Origin of the sequence: Rossellomorea aquimaris (assembly GCF_003315075.1) — a bacterium.
Lineage (GTDB): Bacteria > Bacillota > Bacilli > Bacillales > Bacillaceae_B > Rossellomorea > Rossellomorea aquimaris_C.
The window spans coordinates 1-24957 of sequence record NZ_QNRJ01000026.1 but is presented as its reverse complement, the minus strand read 5'-3'; the positions used below and the strand labels follow the sequence as shown (position 1 = coordinate 24957).

Sequence of the window (24957 nt, the reverse complement as noted above, 5' to 3'; positions counted from 1 at the left end):
ATGAACCAATCATTGGGCATTATGACCCTTAATCCGCAAGTAACGAACAGCTACTTTCTTGGAATAGCGAAACAATCCCTCTCTTATCCTATTGATCTTTATCTTTTCTCCCCCAAAGGAATCTCTCCATTAAACGAAACGGTGGATGGATTCTATTTCAATAAAGAGTCACAATCATGGGAAAATGAAGCCTTTGAGATTCCAGAATATATCTACGACCGTACGTATTATCAAAAGGATATACAGTCCCAGCAGGCAAAGGCCGTCGTTCAGTGGTTGAAAAATCAGAGACACATTCGATTTCTCGGCTATGGATTGCCAAACAAATGGCATCTATACGAAAAACTTAAAAAGACGCCCATCTCCCCATTTATTCCCGAAACGTATCTTCTGACCGATGGAAATCATTTATTAAATCTACTTACTGAACATAAAGATATAATAATCAAACCAGTCGATGGAGCTCATGGATTTGCCATTTATCATCTTGTGGAAAGCCGAGGCGGCATTGTCGTTCGAACAACGAAAAAGGAAGGGATCATGGAACAATCCTTCCAAAGGAAAGAAATCTTTATCAAGTGGGTGAACCGGATCCTTCAGCAGCATACATTCATTTGTCAAAAGCGGATTCTCAATCTGACGAAAGAGGAGGCTCCTTTTGATCTGCGCATCCTTTTGAATAAAAACGCTCATGGAGAATGGAGAGAATTTCAGCGGGCGATCCGAGTGGGGGAACCGCAGGCCATTCTGACCAATATCAGTATGGGGGCTGCATATAAATCATACAGTGATTGGAAGACTCTTCATGATTCCTCGTGGGACTATATAGAAGAAGAACTCACCGACATTATGCAGGAAATGCCTTTAATACTTGAAGAACATTTTTCAGCCCTGTTTGAAATTGGGGTTGATATTATGATTGCTGAGGACCAATCACTGTGGATTCTGGATATGAACTCCAAGCCGGGACATAAGGTGGTAGATGCATTGGGACAAGAGAAACTGCCATCTTTATACAAAGCTCCATTAGATTATTGTGAGTTCTTGGCATCACAATCACTAACATCCTTAAGACGAGGTGATTTCTAATGCTTAAAACGTACAAAATAGAACAATTCCAAGATGAAGAAAGCCTTCTCTACCTCCCCTCTGGTTTTAAGCTGGAGGAAAAAATGTTCCCTCATACAGTGATCCTGGGAACCGCACGGCAATCCGCGGAATGTAAGCGACATCCGAATGGACGTAACGTGATTGGCATTAGCTCCGGCTTAGCCCTGAAGCTACATCTTCCTCCTAAAGTAAATTCCCTTTCTCTCTTTTGTAAAGAGGATTGTTTATATATAGGGGTGCTCATAGGCATATTCACTTCAGGATTCACAAGCTTTAGCTTAAGCCCGATTGGTGAGCGGTCCTATTTCTTCAAAAAGCTCTTATCTGTTCAATCATCCCTTGGAGTCATTCCCTTTGTGTTTGGAGAGCGTCATATTAATTGGGAGAACGGACTGATAAAGGGATATTTTCACTTTGGAGAAGGATGGGAAATCGAGGAGATTCCTTTTCCCAATGTTATCTATGACAGACTACCGAACCGCCGCAGCGAAAAGCGGAAAACGTACCAGAGCATCAAAGAAAGACTTCAGAGGGAATACGGTATTCCCTGGTACAATCCAGGTTTTTTTAATAAGCTTGATTTGTTTGAACGACTGGAAAACGATTCTTCAGTCCAGCATCTGCTGCCGGAAACACATTCATTTCAATCATTTGACGAGATGGAAAGAATGCTTTCCTCCTATCACCATATTTATCTGAAACCGAAAAATGGCAGTCTCGGCAACGGCATCCACAAGATTACGTATAACCGCTCTACCGAAGAATATTATTGCAGGTTCAGGGATGGGGATCGTAAAAATCGCTTACTGAAATTTAAGTCCTTGGAGCAACTTGTCAATACGGTCTTTAAGAGTCGAAATCTTGATACTTTTATCGTCCAGCAGGGAATTTCCCTGTTGCAGGAAAATAACCGGCCAATCGACTTCCGGGTTCATACGAACAAAGGTGAGGATGGGGCCTGGCAAGTAAGTGCAATAGCCGGGAAAGTGGCAGGATCAGGAAGTGTGACCACCCATGCGAATAACGGTGGAGAAGTGAAAATATTATCGGAGCTGTTTCCAGACGAAGCCGTTCGAGAAGTTATTGAAGGGGCACTAAAGGAGGCAGCGTTAAGACTATCACATAGCATCGAACGAAATCTGGAAGGATATATTGGAGAAATCGGCTTTGATTTCGGAGTGGACGAAAATCACCGAATTTGGATGTTCGAAGCAAACTCTAAGCCGGGAAGATCTATTTTTTCCCACCCCCATTTGAGGAGCTATGATTTATTAACAAGAAAACTTGCCTTGTCATTCGGGATCTTTCTCACTCAGCAGAGCTTGAATCATCCTGAGGAAATGATTCCATGAACATCCTTTATGATCGGGTGAAGAAGACCTTTTTCCATGTGGAAGAATCCATCACGACCTATGGGTTTGCGAAGAATTCCTTTCTGCTTTCTTCTAAGGATTCAAAAGATTGCTATCAATTCACCATCTCACCCCATCAGAAGAATATTCCGGCGGTCCCCCTTATCGGAATCGTAGCAAGTAAGGAGGAAAGGAATAAATACAAGGGGAATTTTGAATTGTTTCGATCGATTCAACTGGACGTTGAACAGGCAGGTGGAATCTGTTTTGTCTTCTCTCCTCAAGATGTTTTCGGTGATTCCATTTCCGGTATCATATACAATCAGCCATTAAACAAATGGGTGAAATGCCTATTTCCCGTTCCAAACGTCATATACAATCGCGTTCCTTCGAGGCATGCTGAGCAAAATCAGGCCTATGAGAAGCTCCTCCATTTTATCAAGGAACATAAAATTCCTTTTTTCAACCCTCATTTCTTTAACAAATGGAAAATATACGAGCTTCTGTCCAACAGTCGTGAACTCGATCCATACCTGCCTCAAACTGAACTTGTCATAAATGAAGAGTCCTTCACCCACTTTCTTACGACACATAAAAAAGTATACGTGAAACACTCTCTCGCTTCGCAAGGAAAAGGAATCAGACTCATCGAGATCGATGACAATGGACGTATCCTCTGCAAAAGCATTAAAAAAATGGAGCGGTTCTTAAACATATCCCGCCTGTTTCAATCATACAGCGATTGGTTTAATAGTAACCAGTGGATCATGCAGGAAGCCGTTTCCTGTAAAACATTGCATGATCATCGTTATGACTTCCGTATATTGGTCCTTCACACGGGAGAAGATTTTCGTTTAATAGGCATTGGCGTCCGCATGTCGCAGCGACAGGAAGTCACCACTCATGTACCTACCGGTGGGAAGATTATTTCACTTAAAGAAGTCGCAGATGCTCATACCAAAAAGGAAATTTCACGGATCGTTCAAACATGTGGGGAAGAGCTTGCTAAATCCTTTGGGTATGTTGGAGAGTTTTCCATCGACTTAGCTCCCCGGGAACATGGGGGATTTGTATTATTTGAAATCAATTCAAAGCCTATGAGTTTCGATGAAGAAGAAATTGAAAGCAAACGTCGAAAACAGCTTGTCCGCACATTCCTCACACTCAGTGCCAAAAATAACGAAGGTTGAATCCAGGTGGTTCAACCTTTTTCATTCTTACCGTAATGAATTATAAATGGTAGAAAATCTCGTAGCATGTTCCATTTCATCAGTCATGGCAATAAAAAGGGGCTTATAGGCTTGTTGATTGGGAATCTCGAGCAGCATGTCCCTGTAGAATTCTGCAGCCTCAAGCTCATCCTTCAGTGCCCTCAGGACTCCTTCTTTAAAAGTAGTAAACCCTACCTTCTCTTTCTTATGCTCGTAATACTCCCCCGTTAATAAATAATGGAGGTATTGGAACATTTCATAATGCACTTTCTCATCCTTCCGGGCATGATCGATAAACTCTACATATAATGGATTATTCGTCCGCCCCTTTAATTCTTTATAGAAATAATAGGCTGTCCATTCATCACTGATCGCCTTTTGCAAATCACGAATAAACGAATTCATTCTTCGTCCCTCCTCTATCTCTTCAGTAAATTCTATTAGAGGAGAATTCCATTTATGATACATTTAACACCCACACCTACACAGCATGTAGTAAAACGTTTACAATAATAGTGGAGGTGATGAAAAATGATTCAACATTTTCAATATAAAAGCATGTTCGAAAATAAACAGCTCCCCGGCTGGACGTTTTCCTTTTACTTCAGCGGGACCAAATATCAAGGTAATTACCATAAAGACGGTAAAATTGAATGGACCGGAGCCACTCCTCCGGCTGATAAGGAGGACTCCCTCAAGAAGCAGCTTCATGAACTGATGCTATTCCACGTTTATGATTGATGGAACGTACATAATTCACCAGAAAACAGAAATTAATAAGCCTTCATGTATAACTTCAGCTTCCTTTCCAAAACTAAAGTAAGGAGGCTGATGAGCATGAAAAAAGACGATCAATTCCTTCCTGATACCAATTACGAAGGAAAAGAAAAAGCATTTCTCGATGTGGACCGTTTTATCAACGAAGGCATGTCCGGGGGTTCCGTCCACATGAGGGAAAACACAACCAACATCGAAGAAGCAATCGAAATTACCCAACATGAAGAACCGCCGAAATAGAATGGAATAAACAAAAAAGCTGCCAAAAAGGACCATGATCCTTTTCGGCAGCTTTTAGTATTTATCGACTTCTGACAAGCATATTGACGGCTTCTTGAATGGCTTCTTCTGCATTGATGCCCTCTTCTTCCGATTCACGTATGCAGGCTTCCAGGTTCTTCGCAACGATGAGACCTAATGTACGATCAACGGCAGTACGTACGGCAGATAATTGAGTCACAACATCCTTACAATGTTTTTCCTCTTCCATCATTTTCAACACGCCGCGCACTTGACCTTCAAGACGTTTCATTCGATTCGTAACTTCTTTAGTATATTCCATTTAGGACACCCCATAATGATTTATTCATTCTTCAATAGTATTAAAATTAGCGATTTTTTGCAATCATGCACACTTTGATTAATCCAACTATTTCAGTACAATAGACATTATAACCTTTTTTACTATAATAATGAACAAAGAGGGATGACATGTTTACATCATTACGTAAAAAATTTCCTGCTGCCATAATCCAAAACCATTATCCAACCAGTCTTGAATCCACAAAGATTTGGTTTACAAATGAAGAAGAAGATGAATACATAGGCATTGATAGAAGTGAGATCACTCAAGAGGAACTGGGGTTATTACACTGCTTATTTAAAGAAATCATCCATCCATCCGGATCGATCAATGATTCTCCCGACTCAATGGAATGGTTCACCTTTTTATATAAGAATGGCCCAATTCCTTCAAATATAGACGGCGAATTCCGTATCATTCAATTCTCGATGAAGGAAAGTTTGGACCAGATTCTGTTAAGAGAAGCGTTCCAACATCTTTTGCCACTCAACACGATCCTTGTTTTGCAAGATGATCACATGGGATTGCTCATCGAAGGGAAAAATGATTGGAATTTGGATGAAGAGCAATTACTGTCGATTTCCCATGTAATTGAATCGGACTTCTTCGTCAGTCTTTCTTATTTCATAGGACAATTTCATGAGGTTCCACAATTCCCTCTCACCTTTAAATATGAGCGGGAATTGTTTTCATTCTCAAGAACCGTGCAGAAGCAGGCATTCATTCAATCCGTGGTGACGGTTCTGCCTGAATTTGCTCTGCATCATTTACCGCAGGAATGGAAAAGACAAATTTTCACAAAGGTGGCTGACACCTTTCAGGAAGATCCTGAATTGATTCACACTGTTAAGGCTTTTCTCGAACATCAATCAAATATCAGTCAGACTGCCAAGAAACTGTTTATGCACCGGAATAGCGTACAGTATCGAATTGATAAGTTCATTGAAAAAACCAATATCGATATTAAAACGTTTCAAGGTGGAATTTTAGCCTATTTCGCATGCTTGAACTTTCAATCTGACAACCTGCATAAAAAAGATTAAGGAAGTTTGTGCAGGTTGACCATATCGTTTTGAATCCGCTTTCTCTACAATAGGGCTATAGATGAAAACGATTGCATTTCAAGGAGGAGAAGGTAAAATGGCTGAATTAAAATTAGAAAATATCCACAAAATTTATGATGGTAAAGTTACGGCAGTAAATGACTTTAATCTTCATATTCAAGATAAAGAGTTTATCGTATTTGTAGGACCATCAGGTTGCGGGAAGTCCACGACTTTGCGTATGATTGCCGGACTGGAAGAAATCTCTAAAGGAGATTTCTCTATCGATGGAAAGCGCGTAAACGATGTGGCACCGAAAGACCGTGACATCGCCATGGTTTTCCAGAACTATGCCTTATACCCACACATGAGCGTATATGATAATATGGCCTTCGGTCTTAAATTACGTAAGTTCGATAAACAAGAAATTGACCGTCGCGTTCAAGAAGCGGCTAAGATCCTTGGTCTTGAAGCACTGCTTGATCGTAAACCAAAAGCATTATCAGGTGGTCAGCGCCAGCGTGTAGCACTTGGCCGTGCCATCGTTCGTGATGCGAAAGTGTTCTTAATGGATGAGCCATTATCCAACCTTGATGCTAAGCTTCGTGTGCAAATGCGTGCAGAGATCGCCAAGCTTCACCAACGTTTACAAACTACTACGATCTACGTTACACACGACCAGACAGAAGCAATGACAATGGCAACACGTATTGTTGTCATGAAAGATGGAGTCATCCAACAAGTTGGATCTCCTAAAGAAGTATACGACAAGCCTGAAAATGTTTTCGTAGGCGGATTTATTGGATCTCCTGCCATGAACTTCTTCCACGGGTCCCTTGAAGAGGGAAAATTCGTCATTGGAAATACGAAAGTTTCTGTACCTGAAGGAAAAATGAAAGTGCTTCGCGAACAAGGTCATGTAGGCAAGAGCATTGTTCTGGGAGTGCGTCCTGAAGATATCCATGATGAGCCACTTTTCCTGGATACTGCTCAAGGTGCGAAAATCACTGCGAAGATTGAAGTATCTGAGTTAACAGGTGCTGAAACAATGCTTTACTCTCAATTAGAAGGACAAGAGTTTGTAGCCCGCGTTGACTCTCGTACCGATATCGCTGCCGGTCAAACGATTGAACTTGCTTTTGATATGAACAAAGCTCATTTCTTTGATTCAGAATCTGAGTCAAGAATCCGATAAAATAAAAGCTTATATATCTTCATTAAATAAATGCCGCACTCATTCACGAGTGCGGCATTTTTTGCCATCGTTTAAAACTCTGTCAAATCTATGCTTTTCCCCTCTTCTTCCCCACATCGAATGCATGTGAAAAGATGAAGGCAAGTATCAGAGCAGCTGCTATTCGGAATGCCATCGGCTAATTGTACATGCTGGATATCCATATACGCACTGTACTCATCATAAAAATCATAATATCTTCCCTGATCTGTTGTAGAGTCCCCGCACTTACGGCAAAGTCCCCTGTATTCAACGATCCCATTACATAATGCGCAAGCTTTCATGCTGTGTCACCATACTTTCAATCTAATTCATTGTATAGTGGTATCTTTTTTACAATCACGATGATTTATGTAGAAAACTTATAGGAAGTTAACAGGAATAAATTCCCTGTCATCACGTTGAATATATTGCCCCAAACAAACCATAATACCTAGTAACAAGGCAGCAACAAAGCATTCTCTTACCCCACTCGATGGGTTACACCATATTAAGATGGTCGCTCATGGAATAGCGGGCTGGTGCAATTCCAGCTAACCCAACCAAAAAAAAATCTTATACATTTTAAGGAGATGACAGATTATGCAACAGCAACAATCTCGCAGCAATTCATCTAACCAACTAGTAGCTCCAGGAGCTCAACAAGCAATCGACCAAATGAAGTACGAAATCGCTTCTGAATTTGGCGTACAATTAGGACCAGATGCTACAGCTCGTGCTAACGGTTCTGTAGGTGGAGAAATCACTAAACGCCTGGTTCAAATGGCTGAACAACAAATCGGTGGCGGGTACCAAAAATAATCAGCAATTGCATATGATTGGATAAAACCCCCGGTCTCTATGCCGGGGGTTTTCATTTTGGCTGTCTCTCCTATTTAAAAAAGAACCGACTCTAGCAGGAGCCGGCCATTCATACTATTTATTATGAACCATGCTTGCCGGATCGATCCACTTATCATACTCCTCTTCTGTCAGATATCCTGATTCGATGGCTGCTTCTTTTAATGTAGAGCCATTGGTGTGGGCTTTCTTGGCTATTTCAGCCGCTTTTTCATACCCGATATAAGGATTTAAAGCGGTTACGAGCATAAGGGACCTTTGAACAAAGTCTTCTATCACCTCTACGTTCGCTTCTAGTCCTTTCACACACTTATCATTAAATGACTTTATACCATCTGTAAGCAGGCGTACAGATTGCAGCATGTTATAGATGATGACCGGTTTAAATACATTAAGTTCGAAGTTTCCTTGGCTGGCGGCAAATCCGATGGCCGCGTCGTTCCCAAATACTTGTGTCACTACCATCGTCACTGCTTCACTCTGGGTGGGATTCACTTTACCCGGCATGATCGAACTTCCCGGTTCATTCGCAGGTATGGTTAATTCGCCAATACCACTACGGGGACCGCTCGCTAACCACCTGACATCGTTGGCTATTTTCATCAGATCTGCTGCCAGTGCTTTTACAGCTCCGTGCACGTACACGATTTCATCGTGGGACGTTAGGGCATGAAACTTATTATCAGATGAGATGAACTTGATGCCTGTCTGAGCTTCTAGTTGTCTTGCCACTTTGTCACCGAATTCCGGATCGGCGTTGATCCCCGTGCCGACAGCCGTCCCCCCGATAGCCAGATTGACTAATTGATGAACGCTTTCCCTCAGCATACTATAGGATTTCTCCATCATGGCGCGCCATCCGCTGATTTCCTGACCGAGGGTCAATGGTGTTGCATCCTGAAGATGGGTACGTCCGATTTTAATAATATCACTGAATTGGTCTTCTTTTTCTCTTAGTGTCGCAGTGAATTCCTGAACGACAGGAAACAGCTTTGCTTCGATTTCCTGGTACGCTGCGATATGCATGGCTGTAGGGAATGTATCATTGGAGCTTTGGGACATGTTCACATCATCATTCGGATGGACTTTTTCATCCGATCCTTTATCTTTGAGAATTTCATTCGCACGATAGGAAACGACTTCATTTATGTTCATATTGGATTGTGTACCGCTTCCTGTTTGCCATACTACAAGGGGAAAATGGGCATCCCACTTTCCTTCGAGGATTTCATCACATGCCTGTCCAATTGCCTTCTTCTTGGCATCTGAAAGCTTACCAAGTGAGTGATTGACGACTGCGGCGGCTTTCTTTAACTGTGCGAAGGCATATGTAACCTCAATGGGCATTTTCTCTGTACCGATTTGGAAGTTTTCTTTACTTCGCTGTGTCTGTGCTCCCCAATATTTTTCCTTGGGTACCTTCATCTCTCCGATTGTGTCACGTTCTATACGATATTCCATTCTAGTTCCTCCCTTAAATGACTCGTCTATTACCATATTTCCACTAATCAGGGTGATCTAACCTTTTTCAGAAAAGTTTATTAGTCTCACATCACATTATGACCATAAACCTAAAAAAAAAGATGAATGAGCATGAGTCTCATTCATCTTTTACAATTTATTGTATTAAGTTCAGGAATTGTTTCGTACGTTCGTTCTTAGGGTGTTCAAACACTTCTTGAGGAGAGCCTTCTTCAACGATATACCCACCATCCATGAAGATGACTTTATCAGCTGCTTCTTTGGCAAATCTCATTTCATGAGTCACGACAACCATGGTCATTCCTTCTTCAGCAAGGTCCTTCATTACTTTTAGAACCTCTCCTACCAATTCAGGGTCTAGTGCTGAGGTTGGTTCATCGAAGAGCATCACTTCCGGCTCTATCGCTAATGCTCTTGCGATTCCGACCCGCTGCTGCTGTCCTCCTGAGAGCTGGAATGGATAATAGTCCACTTTGTCACCGAGTCCTACTTTTTCAAGCAATCTGATCGCTTTTTGCTTTGTTTCGGACTTATTGCGTTTTTGGACGACATTTGGTCCTTCCATTACGTTCTCCAGTGCGGTCATATGGGGAAACAGATTATAGTTTTGGAACACCATGCCTGTTTTCCGTCTAAGTTTAATAAGCTCCTGCTTGGAAACCTTCTTATTGAAATCAACGGAAGTCCCGCCAATTGATACGGTTCCGTCATTCGGTGTTTCCAGTGCATTTATGCAACGCAGGAAGGTTGTCTTTCCTGAACCCGATGGGCCGATCAGGACGATCACCTGTCCTTTATTGACTTCAACATTCATTCCTTTTAATACTTCTAATTGATCAAATCGTTTGGTTAATCCTTTGATGGAAATCATATTCAATCTCCTTTAAAATTACTTGGCAATATATCGGTCCAGTCTTGTCTCGATACGCCCTTGAATGATGGATAGAATAAAGCAAATGATCCAGTACAGCAAAGCAGCTTCCATGTACATGAGCAGGAACTCATAGTTTGTGGCAGCGATTTCCTGTGCTTTTCTGAACATTTCCGTTACGAGAATTAAAGAAGCAAGCGAGGTATCCTTCACCAAACTAATGAACGAGTTCGATAGCGGCGGGATGGATACTCTGGTAGCCTGCGGCAGGATGATTCTCTTTAAGGCCTGTGAATACGTCATACCAATAGAATAACCCGCTTCCCATTGGCCCTTAGGAATCGATTGGATTGCTGCACGGACGATTTCAGAGGAGTAGGCACCTTTATTCAACGAGAAAGCGATGATGGCAGACGGGAACGGATCAAACTTTATTCCAAGTGTAGGTAATCCGTAGAAAATAATGAACAATTGAACGAGTAAAGGTGTACCCCTGATGGCAGAGACATAGAATCGTGCAATTCCCCTTAGAATCGATACATTGGACAATCGGGCAAGGGCTGTAAGGACGGCCAGGATCATTCCTAAAGCAAAAGAAATCAGCGTCAGAGGGATAGAATAATACAAAGCTCCCTCTAGCATTGGAAGCAGGGAGCTTTGTAAAATATCAATCATTGCTTCAGGATCCTGGTAAATACTACTTAGGAGATACATCTTCTCCGAACCATTTCTCAGAAATCTCTTTGTACGTACCGTCTTCTTTCATTTCCTCTAACGCTTTGTTTACTTCTTCCACTAACTTGTCGTTGCCTTTACGGAACATGAGACCACTTTGACCGGCATCTTCAGCTTCAGCCGCAATTTTGACATTGGCATTCGGCTGTTTCTTTAAATAATCCAGGATAGAGATTTTATCGTTCACTGTCACGTCCACTCTGCCTTGTTCAAGGAGTTGGATGGATTGTGACAGTCCCTCTACCCCCTGGATTTTAGCACCATTTTTTTCAGCGATGTCGCGGTAGTTACTTGTCAGTGATTGAGCAGAAGTTAATCCCTTGATATCTTCAAATGATGTAACGTCTTTATTGTCTTTCGATACGACCACTACTGCACTTGATTCAATATATGGTTTTGAGAAATCATATTTCTCCTGGCGATCTTCACGAATTCCCACTTGGTTTGCAATCATATCAAAACGTTTGGAGTTCAGTCCTTCAAACATTGCGTCCCACTGAGTTTCCTGGAATTTCGCCTCGACACCAAGGCGCTTCGCTACTTCACGGGCAATCTCTACGTCAAATCCAGTCAGTTCCCCGGATTCGTCGTGGAATGTGAAAGGAGGGTATGTACCTTCCGTGCCAACAAGTAATTCTCCTTCTTCCATCACTTGATCGTAAAGTGAAGTCTTAGAACCTTCTTTAGAATCACCGCTGGATTCTTTTTTATCATTAGATTGACCACATGCAGCTAATACCATGGATAAAGCAATTAGCATGATGATGGATAATTTCCATTTTTTCATTGTAAAACCCCCACTATTCTTATCGGATTTAAAACTATTACGAATGTCATCATAAAACGATACAAGAAATAAGTCAATACAAAAGTTTCAATTCGAGACTTTTTCATTCTTCACACTCATTAGTATGTGTTCTCATAGGCTCAATCATGTAAAGAATAACGATTTTGCGATAAACTATTTCTAATGGGAAAAGGGAGGTCATATTGATGAAAATCGCTTTATTCGGAAGTACGGGCCGAGTCGGTTCTGTTGTCTTTCAACAAGCAAACTCCACACATGAAGTAAATCGCCTGGTGAGAAAATATAGGGATGGACAAGCATCTGGTATCGATATTGCTGGCGATGTATTGAATGAAGCAGATGTTATGAAAACCATAGAGGGTTGCGATGCGGTGATCAGCTGCTTGAATACGGATAAAAATGACATACTTTCAAGGAGCATGCCCATCCTCTTAAAAGCAATGAGGTATCATGGTGTAAAACGTATCATTACCTGTGGGACAGCAGGGATCCTTCAAGCCCGAAAGGAGTCCAGTCTGTATCGATTTCAGTCAAGTGAATCTAAACGAAGAAGCACGACTGCTGCCGAAGACCATTTAAGAACCTATTTAATTTTAAAAGCTTCAGAAATGGATTGGACGATTGTTTGTCCCACTTACCTACCAGATGGAGAGCGCCTTGGGGAATTCCGGACAGAGGGTGATGTCCTTCCTGAAGACGGAAAAAGCGTCTCCATATATGACACGGGGGATTTCATCTACCAACAGCTGGAAGATGATCGCTATATCAGAACTCGCGTGGGGATTTGTTACTGAGTGTCGGGGCACAGGTCGCTTGTCCCAAATTGTTGACCAAAAAAAGTAGGGACAGTCCCCTGTCCCTACTACCCATTATTTGAATATAGTTGAAATGATTTCGTCTGTTGTCATTCCGCTCTCGACTTCGAACGTACCAGGGCGCAAATCATTCTCAAGTCCTCGCTTTTCAACTTCTTTGTAGAAGTCGAGGCCGTCTTTGATGATGTTTGCGTTTTCCAGGGCATTTCCGACATCAATACTTGTCATACCGGTAGAAACAGTCAATATGGTCTTGTAAACGACCTTATCGTCCGTTTTTTCCTCTTTCTTATCTTCCGCTTTCTCTTCCTGGTTCTCGTTCATGGCTGTAAGCTGCTTGTTCCACTCTGCTTCTGTATGTATAACAAAACCGTTTGAAGTCAGTTGTTTTACCATTTCTTCCTCTGAAAGCTTCTCCGTTTTAAAGGTTTCCACTTTCGCTGTACTCTCGGCTTCCGAAGGACCAAACATATAAACGGCACCGATTGACGTCGTTGCGATTAAGAGACCTGCAGCAAAACTGCGCAATGAATTAGGCGTCACTCTCATTGTGCTACTAAGCTCCTTTCAGTCTTCCTTGTCATGTAAGGAGCAAGCATGCGCTCTACCTCATTCGGTGTGAGCTGTTTTTTGGATGCAATGCTTTGAATAGAATACCCTCTTTTATGTAAGTCAAGCATCTCACGCAGCATAAACCGTTCTTCCGATTCCGCTGGTGCTGCCCCAGACTGTTGTGCTGTAATTTCAGCATCTAATTGAAGATTCCGTAACTGCTTCTCCAGGTCATGTACTTCATTCAATACTGAAATTGAAACATGCTCTATTTGTTGTTCAAGTTGCGAGTTGGATTGTGTCGTTTTAATAAACGATATAATGAGCAGCACGACTGCTGTCCCAAATAAAATGGCGATTGCCCATCCCATCATAGGATCCTCCCTTTATGAAACTTTTTTATCAATTAAATTATACATTGATTAAGAGAGAAATTCGATTTAAAACGACAAAATCCCACAAAAGTCCTGTTTTCTTTGCAGAAAATTGTATTTATGCAGAAATCACAGGGCTATTTGATTGTACCTCAGACTGTTTTTCTACCAAAAGAAGATAAAGGGCATCCGACTCCATTCGTCAGATGCCCTTCCCCCATTACCCTGCCATGTCTCCTTGTGATCCCTGCTGAAGCTGATACATTTGATAATAGCGGCCTTTCTGCTTCATCAGTTCGTCATGATTGCCCCTTTCCACAATTTCTCCCCGATCCAATACAATGATTTGGTCGGCACTCTTAATCGTGGATAGTCGATGTGCGATGATGAAGGTCGTTCTGCCCTTTTTCAAGACTTCCATCGCTTCCTGAATGACTGCTTCCGTCTCTGTATCAATGCTCGACGTCGCTTCATCCAAAATCAGGATCGCTGGATTAAAAGCAAGGGCCCTTGCAAAGGAGATCAATTGACGCTGCCCTGAAGAAAGGGTGCTTCCTTTCTCGATCACCGGTTCGTCATAGCCGTTCTCAAGGTTTTTGAACACTTTTTCAGCACCGACGGCTTTGAGTGCTGCTTCCACCTGTTCCCTTGAAATTCTGGGGTCATCCAAGCTTACATTGGATGCGATGGTTCCCGTAAACAAATAAGGGTCCTGCAAGACAATTCCCATATGCTCACGGATCGTTTGATAGGGAATATCTATAATGTCTTTTCCGTCAATCAGGATCTTCCCTTCGTTGCTATCGTAAAAACGGAACAATAGATTCATGATTGAGCTTTTCCCTGAACCTGTGTGCCCCACCAGGGCAACGGTTTCGCCTTTGCTTGCGGTAAACGTGATATCCTTCAGCACATATTCATTTTCCTTGTACCCAAAGAAGACATGTTCAAAGCTGACATTTCCGTCATACCTGCTCATTTTCTCATCTTCAACCGGGGTTCCGGTCTCTTCCAACAGGCGAAAAACCCGTTCCCCTGCCACAAGTGCCTGCTCAAGGTTTGCCAGCTGATTGACGATCCCTGTCACCGGCTGGAACAATCGGTTGATGTAATCGACGAAGGCATAGAGCACCCCCAACGTGACAACCGATCCCACTCCCATAGAAGCACCTCCGAAATACCAGATGAATGCGACAAAGGTGATGTTTCTCAGTACCCCGACCAGGTTGTGGGATGTCATGGAGTTCAAGCTCAAGAGTTTATTTTGATACTTGAAATGCGTTTCGTTCAACTCTTCGAATTCTTCGTTCGTTTTCTTTTCTCTGCTGAAAGCCTGAATGATGTTCATGCCCTGGATCGACTCATTGATCATGGCATTGATATCACTCACTTTCGATCTGATGATATGATTGTATTTAGACGCATAGATACGATACAGGTACGTCCATACAACCAGGATCGGAATCAGGATCAAGCAAATGGCTGCTAATTTTGCATCAAGTATAAAGAGTGCGATGTATATTCCAATAATGTAAATTGTACTGGAGAAAAAGGTTGATAAGACTGTTACATACAGATCCCGGATTGCTTCGGTATCGTTTGTGATCCTCGCTACGACCTTTCCTGCCGGCAGATTATCAAAATAGCGGATCGGAAGCTTCTGGATATGCTGGAACACATCATTACGCATTTTCTGAATGACCCGGTTTGCTGCCTTTTGCAAATAGTATCGCTGACCGTATTGGAAAAAGGCAGCGACGACAAGCAGCCCAAAATAGAAGGCAATCAATTTAATGATCTTCGGGATTTCAGGATTATAAAAACGCAGCAGCTCTTCTCCGGTCAACTTCTCGGCGGGATAAGCGGCCGACTCATCGCCTTTCGTGATCGTCATTTCCCCTGAATGGACCGACCTTTCTCCGTCGAAGGAGACGGTGGAAGGAACGAAATAAAACTCTCTCCCGACCTGTAAGATACGGATATCATCTTTTCTCGTCTCCCCTTCTGAAAAATATTGTTCACGTTTATACCATTTCCCCTTATAGGATACAGCTTCTTTCCCCTCCACCGTTTCATACCAGGTGGATTCGATTCCAAGTATATGATCATCGATCAGTTTCTTCGCAATAAAAGGACCTGCAAGTTCAGCCGCTACTGACACACTCAGCATCAAAAGGGCAGCAATGATGATTTTTTTATAAATAAGGGCATACTCGGTTAGTCTTCTTCCGACGTTCATGCGCCCACCTCCTCGCGTGAGGAATCTTCAACTTGTTGGCGATCGAATTGTTCTTTATACCAACCACCATTTTCAAGGAGTCGTTCATGCACCCCTTCTTCTACCACTTTCCCATCTTCAAACACGATAATCCAGTCTGCATGCTGAACGGCGGATAGACGATGAGTCGTAATAATCGTTGTTTTTCCTTCACGTTCTTTTCGTATATTGTCTATGATCTTCGCTTCTGTTTTCGCATCCACAGCCGATAGCGAGTCATCCATAATCAGGATTTCCGGATTTTTGATCAGCGCCCGGGCAATCGAAATCCGCTGCTTCTGACCACCAGACAGGGCCACACCCTTTTCTCCTACAAGAGTGGTCAATCCGTCAGGAAGCATTTCAAGATCTTTTTTGAAATCAGCCAGTTCAATGGCTTGTTCCAGGTCTTGCTCAGTCGCATCATGTCTTCCGAACAGAATGTTTTCTCTGACGGTCCTTGAGAAAAGGACATGATCCTGGGGCACATAACCGATCCAGTCCCTAACCTGCTGGATGGTCAATTCACTGATCGGGACCCCTCCAATGGATAAAGACCCTTTTCCGGCAGGGTATTCACGGAGGAGCTGCTTGATTAAGGTTGTTTTTCCGCTTCCTGTCTTCCCGACGATTCCAAGGGTACCTCCTTGTTGGATGTTCACATTGATATCGGAAAGGTTCAGTACATTTGAGGATGGGTATTGAAAGTCCACTTCCTTGAATCCGATATGCTCAGGTGAATCAATCCATTTAGGGTTCTCGGAGTCTTGAACGTCCTGCACATAATCAAGTGTCTCTTGAACCCGGTCAAGTGATGCATTCCCGCGCTGCATGATATTGATCAACTCTCCGATGGCAAACATCGGCCATATCAGCATCCCGAGGTAAACGTTAAAGGAAACAAGCTCTCCCAATGTGATCGATTGGTGAAACACAAGGTAGGCTCCATAACCAAGTCCGATCAAATAGCTCAACCCGACGAGGACTTTGATTGTTGGTTCAAAGAGGGAATCAATCTTTGCCACTCCAATATTCTTGTTATAGACGTCTTCAGTCATATCAGCGAAACGCTTCTCATCCGCTCTTTCCTGTACATACGCACGAATGACACGGACACCTGCAATCGACTCAAGCACTTTATCATTCAAGTCACCGAATGAATCCTGGGCTTCCGTGAATCGCTTATGAATTCTAGCACCGTACACCTTCATCAACATAGCCATGATCGGAAGCGGCAATATCGCTGCGATAGTCAATTTCCAGCTGATAAGAAATCCCATTGTGAAAAGGATCGTTAACATAAAGACACTGGAATCGATTAGTGTCAAAACCCCGAAACCGGCTGTAACCGAGATGGCCTTCAGATCATTCGTTGCCCTTGCCATTAAATCTCCCGTACGATTCTTTTCAAAAAAAGTCGGAGTCATCTTTAATAAATGTCCCATAAATTTACCGCGAAGCTTACGCTCAACGAGAAAGGCTCCGCCAAATAATTGATACATCCACACATACGTCATTGCGTACGAAATGAGTGCGATTCCGGCAATCAGCCATAGATATTTCACGACGACTTCCCACGTCATCGCCCCCAGGTGAATGTCATCAATGGCATTCCCCACAAGCTTTGGTGGAATCACATCAAGGATTCCGACAATCGTCAATAGAACGATGGCCACCGTATATCTCTTCCAATTTTCAATAAAAAACCACGATAATTTCTTAAAAATACTAAACATTCCACATTACCTCCTCTTGTTGGCTTTCTTCACTATCCGCCTTCTGTCTCCACAGCAGACATCATCTTCTTCATTTGAATGATTAACATAATCATTTCCTCCTTCTGAAAGTAAGTGTTGATATGTGATCAAGGATGGTCCTTGGGTACACCGAAACGAAAAAAAAGACAGACGCCTAAGGCATTTATAACAAAATCCATAGAGATTCCTTCCGAATCCCCACCAATCTGTTGCGCCTTACAAACGTCCGTCTTTGATTTTGGACATAGAAAAGCACAGATTATATGCATAACCTGTGCCATTAATATTCATTATACAGAATGATTAAGGAGTTACTGGTTATGTGATGATATGAAATTGGTATTGAACACTGCTGGTACGCCATGAATTGTATACACTTTCATCATCACAAACCCTCCATTCATTTTTATTATTTATTCCATTAATAACCATACTATACGCCACGAATTGTGTCAATATTATTTTTATTGAAAATTTTCTATATACTATATGTTTTTCCACAATATAAGTGAACCACAAAGGCAGAATGATTCCACGACGACAGCCGTTCAAATCCTCTTAATTCTTTTCTTCATTACCTAGTACAAAATCGGTTGTAACTATAATCATGATTCCCTCTCCCCTGCCTTGAATTTCCTCCAAATCTTCTTTGCAAATATGAAATAAAAGATGAGTGGGAATGGACATTGAATCAATCCCCAGATCCCCCAGAACCAATAGTTATGTCCGTTCTTCCGGGCATCGATGAACAGGTAAATACTTTGAGTCAGAAGGATCGGTATGACAAGTGGTAAGATATAGAGCTCTTCTTTTGTCATGTCCTATTCACCTTTTTCGTATATGTTATACCAGTAAAAATCGAGGCTCCCACAAAGATGGCAACTTGAAGGAGAAGAAATAGAATCGGCATTTGAAATAACGTAAGGGAAAACACAGTCAAGATACAACAGGCCAGAAGAAGAAAGATGGTGAGATCCCGTTTAAACCTGGCTTTAAGCTCCACTTGCTGATCCTCTACTAATTGTTCAAACCACTGCAGGGACGGGGTGCTTTCGTCAATGTCTTCATCAATTGACTGGAATCCGCCCTCCAGTAATTTCTTTAATTCATCGCTATGTTCCTGATGGTTGTTCATCTATTTTCAACTCCTTTCTCAGCCGGATGATTCCATGATGAACCCGTGATTTCACTGTCCCAGGTGGTATTTCTGTCAATTGACCAATCTCTTCATAGGAATAACCGTAGTAATGTTTCAGAATGATAGGGAGCCTGATATCATCTGATAGTGTGGATAAGGCTGCCAGCACATCATTCCATTCTTCATTCCTTGACTCCATCTCCCATTTTAATTTTCTAACGTTCACTTCTTCATTCTGCCAGTTCTGTTCTCTTTTCTTTTTACGCTGAAGGTCAATATAACGATTGGTTGCGATGGAAATCAGCCATGATGAGAATTTTGATTTCCCATTGTATTGATGAATCTTCTCTACACATTTTGCCATTGTATCCTGTGCAAGCTCCTCTGCCTGATCCCGATTCATTGTCACTTTCATTAAGTACTTTACTAGAAAAGGATAATGTTCTTGAAAAAGAATGGCAAAGGCTTCGTGATTCCCTTTTTTCGCCCGTTTGATCAGATCTCTCTCTTCCATCCTTTACTGTCCTTTCTCTCCACCCCAGCCTGCGAGTTCATTTATAAGACGCATAACAGGAAAAATCGTTCATAAATTCATTATACTTTTTTTGAAATATTTTCATTCTATTTTCAAAATAAAAAATAGCCCTCTATGAATAGTCATTTCCTATTCATGGAGGGCTTGTAACTTAGCCATTCAGAGCAGCAGGCTGAGCATTGTTTTCCTCTTTTACATATTTAGGAAGAATGATGGTGTAGAAGATACCTACTATGATTAGACATCCTCCAACGAGCCAGTAGAGCATTTCTACGGTTACGACGGTAGGGAATGTCAAAGCAACCACGCCAAGGGTAATGGACTGTGACAGCATCATAAGGGGATTGATCCACCCCTGCACCCTTCCCATCATTTTCGGATCGATGATGCTCGGCATCCATCCCCCGATTGCAATATTCACCAGGGGTAAGCCCAGTGCCGCGAAAAAGATGATCGTGAGGAAGATCCATGTCGTAGGGGCAAAGGATGCTGCGATGATAAACGTCCCGGATATCACCAGCCCTGCAACAATCAATACATGAAATTTAAACTTCTGAGATAGCATGGAAGAGAAGATACTGCCGATCAAAACACCGGCACCGAATGCGACACCCAATAGAATCGAATATTCTTCATAAGACTCCGGGGCTAATTTATATTTCAATATGAATATAGGAATGACCGAGAACCCGCCGTTCACAATCCCAAATACAACAAATCCTCCAATCAAGGATAATAGCAGCTTGTGATTCAGGATATAGTTCATCCCGGCTGTAAAATCTTTCGTCACAGACTGAATGTTCAAGTCTTTCCACGTATGCTTGCCGTTTGGAAGACGAACCTCTTCTGGAATGATACATTTCCTGATCAAGATGGCAGATATAACGAATGTAACAAAATCGACTGCAATTGCACCGTAGATCCCGGCCGTCCAATATACAAAGATGGCAACAGCATTTCCAAGTAACATAAACAAGCTCATCACCATTTGATTCAAGCCGGCGGCCGTTGAATAATCATCTTTCGAAAGCACTCCTTGCAGTATCCCCTGTTCAGCAGGAAAGAAGAACTTCTGGACACCGCTTCTTAGAAACAGGATGGCAAATATGAGGGGCAGCCAGCCAATGTAGATGGCCCCGAATAATAAAAGTGTAAGGAACGCACTGATCGTATCACAGTGGTAGGCAATCTTCTGCCGGTCCATTCTGTCAGCGAATACTCCAACAAGAAAGAAGACGAGAAGAGTGGGTAATGAGTACATCATTTCAGTCAGGGAAGCATACACAGGTTGCTCGGAAAACCGGTCCAGTAGATAAAACATAAAGGCAGTCAAACCGATCACACTTCCCATATGAGAAGTGAAATTAGCAAAGAATAACTTTAGAAAAATTGGATTCTTAAAGATTTCAATCATTTTTTTCATGAATACCCGTCTCCCATCAATGATTAACTATCTTTATAGTATAAGGAATACCCGAAGAACATGAGGGTCTATTGGTGGTTTTTTCCTCCGTCTGGGGTCGGATAGGGAATGGGATAGCCCCTTTCGGATAGCAAAGAATTCAGGAGAAGCCGTTTCGCCGATATATTTAGAATTTCGCCGTTAAAATGGTGATTTCGCCGTTATATCCAGAATTTCGCCGTTAAAAAGACGATTTCGCCGTTATCCCTACAACTGATCATAAATCCTGTCTTTAACAAAAAAACAGCCCAAAGCCCCAAGGCTCCAAGCTATTTTAATACCTAAAATCATTCAAACGTGCCCTTCACAACCGCTTCACCGTTCTCTACCATCAACTTACCTTTGGCAAACACCGTGTTCACTTCAAGCGTATCCTTATCCAGCAGCACCAGGTCAGCGTCCTTTTCTACCTCAACGTGACCTTTTTGCTTAAACTTCAGGATTTTGGCAGGATTTGATGTTATGACTTTAATGGCTGTTTCTAACGGAATGCCTTCTTCGAGAACAGCGTCCTTTACTTCACTGTACAGACTCGACACCTGACCAATCTGTAATCCGATCAGTTCTCCGTCCCCATCAAAATTAGGTAAGCTTGCTTGTCCATCCGAGGTGTATGTGATTTGCTCCACCGGTACACCTGCATCGAGCATGCGTTTTAGCGCTTTACTGCATTTCACTTCGCCATCTTCGAGAAACTGGGGAATGGTACTGGTCGTAAAGTCTACATAACCACCTCTTTGAGCGTACTGAATTCCTGCTTCAAACAGATGGGCATTTCGATTGATATGGGTTGGATAGAATTGTTTAATCGGAATATCTGTGGTATCAACTATCTCCTCGAGAAGCTTTAAATGGTCATGACTATCTCCTACATGAACATTGACTATTCCCGATTTACCGGACAGCATGCCCCCGATTCGGGCAGCAGATGCAATTTTCGTTAATTCGTTTACAGTGGGTTGAGATGAGCGATGGTCAGCAATCGCTACTTCACCTACTCCGATGATGCGGTCTACTAATATAATATCGTCCTCGATTTTACCGGTAAGTGTTTTCAAAGGCACTTGATAAGAACCGGTCTGCGCGTAGCAGGTAATCCCCTCTTCTTCAAGGCCCTTTGCTTTCGCCACAAGGCTCGCCATCGTTCTCGTCGTTCCATCTGTTCCAATCACACCAACAAGAGTCGTGATACCGGCAAGTGTGGCCTGAGTCAGTTGAATTTCCGGTGTTCTCGTACGAAAGCTGCCCTCGCCGCCTCCACCCATTATATGTACATGCGAGTCTATAAAACCAGGAACAACATATTTACCTGTTGCATCCACAATCTTTATATCCACAAATTGATGAGGAGGTTCAATCTTATCTTCAATAAAACCTATTTTATTATCTACTATCAATATATCCTTTTTCCCTAAAAATTCTGGAGCATATACTTCTCCGTTTTGAATTAATGTCAGCATGATGTTTGCTCCCTTCACTTCTTATTTATATAATCGCGCCGAACCTTACAACAAGGTTCGGCACAATCAATCAAATCAGAAACCGATGAGTGTTGCCGTTATCACAAAGATCGATGACAGAACGAATAGAATGAGCATGAATTTAATAATGAATTTAGCCCATATACCCCAATCGACACGGGCAGCTCCAAGTGTACCGAGTAAGGCAGCAGAGGTCGGAACAAGAATATTGGTTAATCCATCTCCTAATTGGAAGGCAAGGACCGCTACTTGACGTGAGACTCCGGCAATATCTGCAAGTGGAGCCATTAAAGGCATTGTCAGAGCGGCTTGACCGGAACCAGATACAACAAAGAAGTTGAATACAGACTGGAATATATACATACACCAGGCAGAAATGGCTTCAGGAAAATCCCCGACCACTTGTCCTGCTCCATATAACATCGTATTTAATACAGAAGGTGCGTCAGGTGCATCTCCACCAAGGATAATGACGATTCCTTTTGCCATACCTACAACTAATGCAGCCGGCAATAAATCCTTCGCTCCGTCGATGAACCCATCCGCTATATCATCCCATGACATTCCATTCAATTTAAATAGAACGCCAATGATTCCTGCAACTAATCCAATCGTAAAGAATTGGCTTGCAATCTCCGGGATATAGTAAGCGTGTTCCACCACTCCCCAAATGATCCAGGCAATACCTGCTGCAACCGTCAATATGACAAGTGAATGACCCAAAGTGAATTGGGTATTTAAGTCTTGTACTCTGCCTTCTTTACGGAAGTATTCATCAGAAGCGTAAGATAGACTTCGTTTAGGTTCCTTATGAATCGCTTGGGCATATCTCCATGTGTAAATGATCCCCACAAGTGTAAAGACAATCCACATAACAATGCGGAAACCCGCTCCGGAAAGAACCGGAACACCTGAAACACCTTGGGCGATGGCCACCCCGAATGGGTTCATCCATGAAGTGGCAAAACCGATTTGAGTCGCCACGTAGGTGATCATGATTCCAGTGATGGCATCATATCCAATCGCAATCATGATTGGAACGAGAATCATGGCAAAGGCGATCGCCTCTTCCCCCATACCGAACACGGCTCCCCCTAATGAAAATAAGAAGAACATAATAGGGATGATGAGAGATTCTTTTCCTTTCGTTCTCTCAATTACCTTGAGGATACCTTCTTCAATGGCCCTTGTCTTCATGATGATACCAAACGCTCCACCAATTATTAAGATAAAGGCTACTACACCTACAGCGGATCCCCATTTATCCCCTGATACAAGACCTTCAAATACATAATTAAGGAATCCGATTCCGCCACCCGACTCGAAAAGACTGGTTCCTTCTCGAATTAGATTTCCGTCATCATCCTTTAAATAACTGAAAGAATCAGGATTTAATACCGTTTTCGTTTGTTCTTCTCCATCCTGCATGAACGTGATTTCTTCTGTCGTGAATTGCCCCTTTGGTACGACATACGTTAAAATTGCGGCAGCCAGTACAACGAAAAAAACAATTATAAATGTATGCGGCACCTTCCAGGCCTTTTGTTCTTTCTCCATTTCTTTCCCCCCGTTTGACAGTATGATTTACTTCACAAATATACATGCAAGTTCCGTGCCAAACGAAAATTATCTGAAAATACAAACTTTGGGTGCGTTAATGGTTATTATCGGTTAAAATAAATTTAACCATTAAACTATTTGTAAACCAATTAAACCGGTAGTGTCAAAAAACTTATGAAAAGTTGAAAAGGGCATTATCTTTAACGCAAATGTTAGGTTCTTGGTCGCCGCAATCGCTCTTGACAAACACGCCAATGGTTTGTGAGGTGTTCATCAAGGGCGAAGGGGACAAAAGAAGGCATGCCAAATAAGCCCTTGGTTCAGCTATTTTAAACCATTGGCCAGTTCGGTTTGTCAAGAGTTCGCTCCGCCGATTGCTGGTTAAGGGCTCAGCTAAACAAAAGTTAGGCAGTTTGGTCGATGATCCAGTCCTGAGCCAGGCTAATCAACTTCGTCCACCTGGCAGGCATGGTCGGCAGTTTCTCAAGGTACGGGTTCACCACGGGAACCCTGCCCTCTAGAGTTGCGTGCGGGCGCAGGAAGTTAAAATAGGCGACAAAAAGGGTCACATACGATACCGAGCCCTTTGCCGAACCAAATCCATGCGTGCTCTTGTAGTTGCCCTTGAAGGTCCGGTTTAGTCTCTCGATCACCTGCTTTAAAGGACGATGTTTAGTTGACACAGGATCTTCGTTCGTGAGCCCGATGACTTGTGTCACATCAAAAGAAATCCCGTGTTGAGCGAAGAAATGTTGGGCTAACAGGTAAATAGGGTTTCCGTCGACTACGAATGACAGATCTTCAGGTATTACCTTGAACTTGGTTAGAACGTCATTAAGCGCTTTTATGGCGGTCGCTGTATCACGGTTAGGTGAAACAGGATAGGAAAGAATGATCTTCTTGACCGCATCAAAGAAGAAAAATAAGTAATGCCAACGCCCATTCACCCGTATATAGGTTTCATCTCCACAGAACTGATC

Annotated in this window: 27 protein-coding genes; 9 read left to right on the top strand and 18 right to left on the bottom strand. The window is 42.5% G+C overall.

Going from position 1 to position 24957, the window contains the following annotated elements; all coding sequences use genetic code 11:
• The 3 genes from DET59_RS19365 to DET59_RS19355 are packed head-to-tail and all read left to right on the top strand — an operon-like array spanning window position 1 to window position 3652.
• A complete protein-coding gene (locus DET59_RS19365) occupies window positions 1–1089 on the top strand; it encodes a YheC/YheD family endospore coat-associated protein (protein WP_113971245.1) in 1089 nt (362 codons plus the stop codon).
• Complete coding sequence (locus DET59_RS19360; protein ID WP_113971244.1) at window positions 1089–2462, top strand: YheC/YheD family endospore coat-associated protein; 1374 nt, start codon at window positions 1089–1091, stop codon at window positions 2460–2462. Before DET59_RS19365 ends, DET59_RS19360 begins: the two co-directional genes overlap by 1 nt.
• On the top strand, window positions 2459–3652 hold the full coding sequence (locus tag DET59_RS19355; RefSeq protein ID WP_113971243.1) for a YheC/YheD family endospore coat-associated protein: 1194 nt from the start codon (window positions 2459–2461) through the stop codon (window positions 3650–3652). The genes DET59_RS19360 and DET59_RS19355 overlap by 4 nt, the downstream gene beginning before the upstream one ends.
• A gap of 27 nt (window positions 3653–3679) precedes the next feature.
• On the opposite strand, the gene DET59_RS19350 is transcribed toward DET59_RS19355, so the two are convergent.
• The gene (locus DET59_RS19350; protein ID WP_113971242.1) at window positions 3680–4078 is read right to left on the bottom strand and encodes a ferritin-like domain-containing protein; all 399 of its coding nucleotides are present in this window, start codon (window positions 4076–4078) and stop codon (window positions 3680–3682) included.
• A 126-nt stretch (window positions 4079–4204) separates the two neighbouring features.
• Here DET59_RS19350 and DET59_RS19345 point away from each other — a divergent pair, with 126 nt between their 5' ends.
• Together DET59_RS19345 and DET59_RS19340 are read left to right on the top strand one after the other, a co-directional pair.
• Entirely contained in the window at window positions 4205–4414 is a 210-nt protein-coding gene (locus DET59_RS19345; protein WP_113971241.1) for a YheE family protein, read from the top strand.
• Between the two features lie 96 nt (window positions 4415–4510).
• Window positions 4511–4690: a hypothetical protein gene (locus DET59_RS19340; protein ID WP_113971240.1), complete on the top strand. Its 180-nt coding sequence runs from the start codon at window positions 4511–4513 to the stop codon at window positions 4688–4690.
• 61 nt (window positions 4691–4751) lie between these two features.
• On the opposite strand, the gene DET59_RS19335 is transcribed toward DET59_RS19340, so the two are convergent.
• On the bottom strand, window positions 4752–5012 hold the full coding sequence (locus DET59_RS19335; RefSeq protein ID WP_113971239.1) for a metal-sensitive transcriptional regulator: 261 nt from the start codon (window positions 5010–5012) through the stop codon (window positions 4752–4754).
• Window positions 5013–5161: 149 nt separating this feature from the next.
• Between DET59_RS19335 and DET59_RS19330 the strand changes: the two genes are divergently transcribed.
• Window positions 5162–6076: a PucR family transcriptional regulator gene (locus tag DET59_RS19330; protein ID WP_113971238.1), complete on the top strand. Its 915-nt coding sequence runs from the start codon at window positions 5162–5164 to the stop codon at window positions 6074–6076.
• Between the two features lie 97 nt (window positions 6077–6173).
• Window positions 6174–7271 (top strand): ABC transporter ATP-binding protein, encoded by a 1098-nt coding sequence (locus tag DET59_RS19325; protein WP_113971237.1) that lies wholly within the window; start codon window positions 6174–6176, stop codon window positions 7269–7271.
• A gap of 71 nt (window positions 7272–7342) precedes the next feature.
• On the opposite strand, the gene DET59_RS21445 is transcribed toward DET59_RS19325, so the two are convergent.
• Window positions 7343–7594 carry a hypothetical protein gene (locus DET59_RS21445; protein WP_142675614.1) on the bottom strand — a complete coding sequence of 84 codons (252 nt, stop codon included), beginning with the start codon at window positions 7592–7594 and terminating at the stop codon, window positions 7343–7345.
• Between the two features lie 298 nt (window positions 7595–7892).
• Here DET59_RS21445 and DET59_RS19320 point away from each other — a divergent pair, with 298 nt between their 5' ends.
• The gene (locus DET59_RS19320) at window positions 7893–8111 is read left to right on the top strand and encodes an alpha/beta-type small acid-soluble spore protein (RefSeq protein ID WP_034763234.1); all 219 of its coding nucleotides are present in this window, start codon (window positions 7893–7895) and stop codon (window positions 8109–8111) included.
• 114 nt (window positions 8112–8225) lie between these two features.
• Here DET59_RS19320 and fumC read toward each other — a convergent pair whose 3' ends face one another.
• From fumC to DET59_RS19300, 4 genes are all read right to left on the bottom strand, one after another.
• Window positions 8226–9611 carry a class II fumarate hydratase gene (fumC, locus tag DET59_RS19315; protein WP_113971236.1) on the bottom strand — a complete coding sequence of 462 codons (1386 nt, stop codon included), beginning with the start codon at window positions 9609–9611 and terminating at the stop codon, window positions 8226–8228.
• Between the two features lie 157 nt (window positions 9612–9768).
• On the bottom strand, window positions 9769–10503 hold the full coding sequence (locus DET59_RS19310) for an amino acid ABC transporter ATP-binding protein (RefSeq protein WP_113971235.1): 735 nt from the start codon (window positions 10501–10503) through the stop codon (window positions 9769–9771).
• Between the two features lie 18 nt (window positions 10504–10521).
• Window positions 10522–11217, bottom strand: coding sequence for an amino acid ABC transporter permease (locus tag DET59_RS19305; protein WP_113971234.1), 696 nt, complete (start codon window positions 11215–11217; stop codon window positions 10522–10524).
• A complete protein-coding gene (locus tag DET59_RS19300) occupies window positions 11201–12025 on the bottom strand; it encodes an amino acid ABC transporter substrate-binding protein (RefSeq protein WP_113971233.1) in 825 nt (274 codons plus the stop codon). The genes DET59_RS19305 and DET59_RS19300 overlap by 17 nt, the downstream gene beginning before the upstream one ends.
• Window positions 12026–12231: 206 nt before the next feature.
• On the opposite strand from DET59_RS19300, the gene DET59_RS19295 reads away from it, so the two are divergent.
• Window positions 12232–12840, top strand: a complete 609-nt coding sequence (locus tag DET59_RS19295; protein ID WP_113971232.1) for an NAD(P)-dependent oxidoreductase — start codon at window positions 12232–12234, stop codon at window positions 12838–12840.
• Window positions 12841–12915: 75 nt separating this feature from the next.
• On the opposite strand, the gene DET59_RS19290 is transcribed toward DET59_RS19295, so the two are convergent.
• The 11 genes from DET59_RS19290 to DET59_RS19240 all read right to left on the bottom strand — a co-directional run.
• Window positions 12916–13410, bottom strand: coding sequence for an endolytic transglycosylase MltG (locus DET59_RS19290; RefSeq protein ID WP_258549746.1), 495 nt, complete (start codon window positions 13408–13410; stop codon window positions 12916–12918).
• Window positions 13407–13787, bottom strand: coding sequence for a hypothetical protein (locus tag DET59_RS19285; RefSeq protein WP_258549745.1), 381 nt, complete (start codon window positions 13785–13787; stop codon window positions 13407–13409). Before DET59_RS19285 ends, DET59_RS19290 begins: the two co-directional genes overlap by 4 nt.
• Before the next feature lie 220 nt (window positions 13788–14007).
• Window positions 14008–16026: an ABC transporter ATP-binding protein gene (locus DET59_RS19280; protein WP_113971230.1), complete on the bottom strand. Its 2019-nt coding sequence runs from the start codon at window positions 16024–16026 to the stop codon at window positions 14008–14010.
• Window positions 16023–17780: an ABC transporter ATP-binding protein gene (locus tag DET59_RS19275; protein WP_113971229.1), complete on the bottom strand. Its 1758-nt coding sequence runs from the start codon at window positions 17778–17780 to the stop codon at window positions 16023–16025. Before DET59_RS19275 ends, DET59_RS19280 begins: the two co-directional genes overlap by 4 nt.
• A 626-nt stretch (window positions 17781–18406) precedes the next feature.
• Window positions 18407–18619, bottom strand: a complete 213-nt coding sequence (locus DET59_RS19270) for a sigmaY antisigma factor component (RefSeq protein ID WP_113971228.1) — start codon at window positions 18617–18619, stop codon at window positions 18407–18409.
• Entirely contained in the window at window positions 18616–18936 is a 321-nt protein-coding gene (locus DET59_RS19265) for a YxlC family protein (RefSeq protein WP_113971227.1), read from the bottom strand. The genes DET59_RS19270 and DET59_RS19265 overlap by 4 nt, the downstream gene beginning before the upstream one ends.
• Complete coding sequence (sigY, locus tag DET59_RS19260) at window positions 18914–19453, bottom strand: RNA polymerase sigma factor SigY (protein WP_113971226.1); 540 nt, start codon at window positions 19451–19453, stop codon at window positions 18914–18916. The genes DET59_RS19265 and sigY overlap by 23 nt, the downstream gene beginning before the upstream one ends.
• Window positions 19454–19625: 172 nt before the next feature.
• Complete coding sequence (locus DET59_RS19255) at window positions 19626–20897, bottom strand: MFS transporter (RefSeq protein ID WP_113971225.1); 1272 nt, start codon at window positions 20895–20897, stop codon at window positions 19626–19628.
• A 326-nt stretch (window positions 20898–21223) separates the two neighbouring features.
• Window positions 21224–22396, bottom strand: a complete 1173-nt coding sequence (gene iadA / locus DET59_RS19250; RefSeq protein WP_113971224.1) for a beta-aspartyl-peptidase — start codon at window positions 22394–22396, stop codon at window positions 21224–21226.
• 75 nt (window positions 22397–22471) lie between these two features.
• A complete protein-coding gene (gene yfcC, locus DET59_RS19245; RefSeq protein WP_113971223.1) occupies window positions 22472–23974 on the bottom strand; it encodes a putative basic amino acid antiporter YfcC in 1503 nt (500 codons plus the stop codon).
• Between the two features lie 407 nt (window positions 23975–24381).
• Window positions 24382–24957 (bottom strand): DDE-type integrase/transposase/recombinase (locus tag DET59_RS19240; protein ID WP_113971222.1); only part of this gene is annotated, 576 nt, incomplete at its 5' end.

Excerpts from the sequence above, each read along its gene's own strand:
- DET59_RS19345 (WP_113971241.1), top strand. The coding sequence starts at position 4,205 with ATGATTCAACATTTTCAATATAAAAGCATGTTCGAAAATAAACAGCTC.
- fumC (WP_113971236.1), bottom strand. The coding sequence starts at position 9,611 with ATGGAATATCGTATAGAACGTGACACAATCGGAGAGATGAAGGTACCC.
- DET59_RS19305 (WP_113971234.1), bottom strand. The coding sequence starts at position 11,217 with ATGTATCTCCTAAGTAGTATTTACCAGGATCCTGAAGCAATGATTGAT.
- DET59_RS19360 (WP_113971244.1), top strand. The coding sequence starts at position 1,089 with ATGCTTAAAACGTACAAAATAGAACAATTCCAAGATGAAGAAAGCCTT.
- DET59_RS21445 (WP_142675614.1), bottom strand. The coding sequence starts at position 7,594 with ATGAAAGCTTGCGCATTATGTAATGGGATCGTTGAATACAGGGGACTT.
- DET59_RS19325 (WP_113971237.1), top strand. The coding sequence starts at position 6,174 with ATGGCTGAATTAAAATTAGAAAATATCCACAAAATTTATGATGGTAAA.
- DET59_RS19255 (WP_113971225.1), bottom strand. The coding sequence starts at position 20,897 with ATGAAAAAAATGATTGAAATCTTTAAGAATCCAATTTTTCTAAAGTTA.
- DET59_RS19295 (WP_113971232.1), top strand. The coding sequence starts at position 12,232 with ATGAAAATCGCTTTATTCGGAAGTACGGGCCGAGTCGGTTCTGTTGTC.
- DET59_RS19265 (WP_113971227.1), bottom strand. The coding sequence starts at position 18,936 with ATGAACAACCATCAGGAACATAGCGATGAATTAAAGAAATTACTGGAG.
- sigY (WP_113971226.1), bottom strand. The coding sequence starts at position 19,453 with ATGGAAGAGAGAGATCTGATCAAACGGGCGAAAAAAGGGAATCACGAA.
- DET59_RS19340 (WP_113971240.1), top strand. The coding sequence starts at position 4,511 with ATGAAAAAAGACGATCAATTCCTTCCTGATACCAATTACGAAGGAAAA.
- DET59_RS19275 (WP_113971229.1), bottom strand. The coding sequence starts at position 17,780 with ATGTTTAGTATTTTTAAGAAATTATCGTGGTTTTTTATTGAAAATTGG.
- DET59_RS19310 (WP_113971235.1), bottom strand. The coding sequence starts at position 10,503 with ATGATTTCCATCAAAGGATTAACCAAACGATTTGATCAATTAGAAGTA.
- DET59_RS19300 (WP_113971233.1), bottom strand. The coding sequence starts at position 12,025 with ATGAAAAAATGGAAATTATCCATCATCATGCTAATTGCTTTATCCATG.
- yfcC (WP_113971223.1), bottom strand. The coding sequence starts at position 23,974 with ATGGAGAAAGAACAAAAGGCCTGGAAGGTGCCGCATACATTTATAATT.
- iadA (WP_113971224.1), bottom strand. The coding sequence starts at position 22,396 with ATGCTGACATTAATTCAAAACGGAGAAGTATATGCTCCAGAATTTTTA.
- DET59_RS19320 (WP_034763234.1), top strand. The coding sequence starts at position 7,893 with ATGCAACAGCAACAATCTCGCAGCAATTCATCTAACCAACTAGTAGCT.
- DET59_RS19270 (WP_113971228.1), bottom strand. The coding sequence starts at position 18,619 with ATGACAAAAGAAGAGCTCTATATCTTACCACTTGTCATACCGATCCTT.
- DET59_RS19335 (WP_113971239.1), bottom strand. The coding sequence starts at position 5,012 with ATGGAATATACTAAAGAAGTTACGAATCGAATGAAACGTCTTGAAGGT.
- DET59_RS19355 (WP_113971243.1), top strand. The coding sequence starts at position 2,459 with ATGAACATCCTTTATGATCGGGTGAAGAAGACCTTTTTCCATGTGGAA.
- DET59_RS19350 (WP_113971242.1), bottom strand. The coding sequence starts at position 4,078 with ATGAATTCGTTTATTCGTGATTTGCAAAAGGCGATCAGTGATGAATGG.
- DET59_RS19290 (WP_258549746.1), bottom strand. The coding sequence starts at position 13,410 with ATGAGAGTGACGCCTAATTCATTGCGCAGTTTTGCTGCAGGTCTCTTA.
- DET59_RS19330 (WP_113971238.1), top strand. The coding sequence starts at position 5,162 with ATGTTTACATCATTACGTAAAAAATTTCCTGCTGCCATAATCCAAAAC.
- DET59_RS19280 (WP_113971230.1), bottom strand. The coding sequence starts at position 16,026 with ATGAACGTCGGAAGAAGACTAACCGAGTATGCCCTTATTTATAAAAAA.
- DET59_RS19285 (WP_258549745.1), bottom strand. The coding sequence starts at position 13,787 with ATGATGGGATGGGCAATCGCCATTTTATTTGGGACAGCAGTCGTGCTG.
- DET59_RS19365 (WP_113971245.1), top strand. The coding sequence starts at position 1 with ATGAACCAATCATTGGGCATTATGACCCTTAATCCGCAAGTAACGAAC.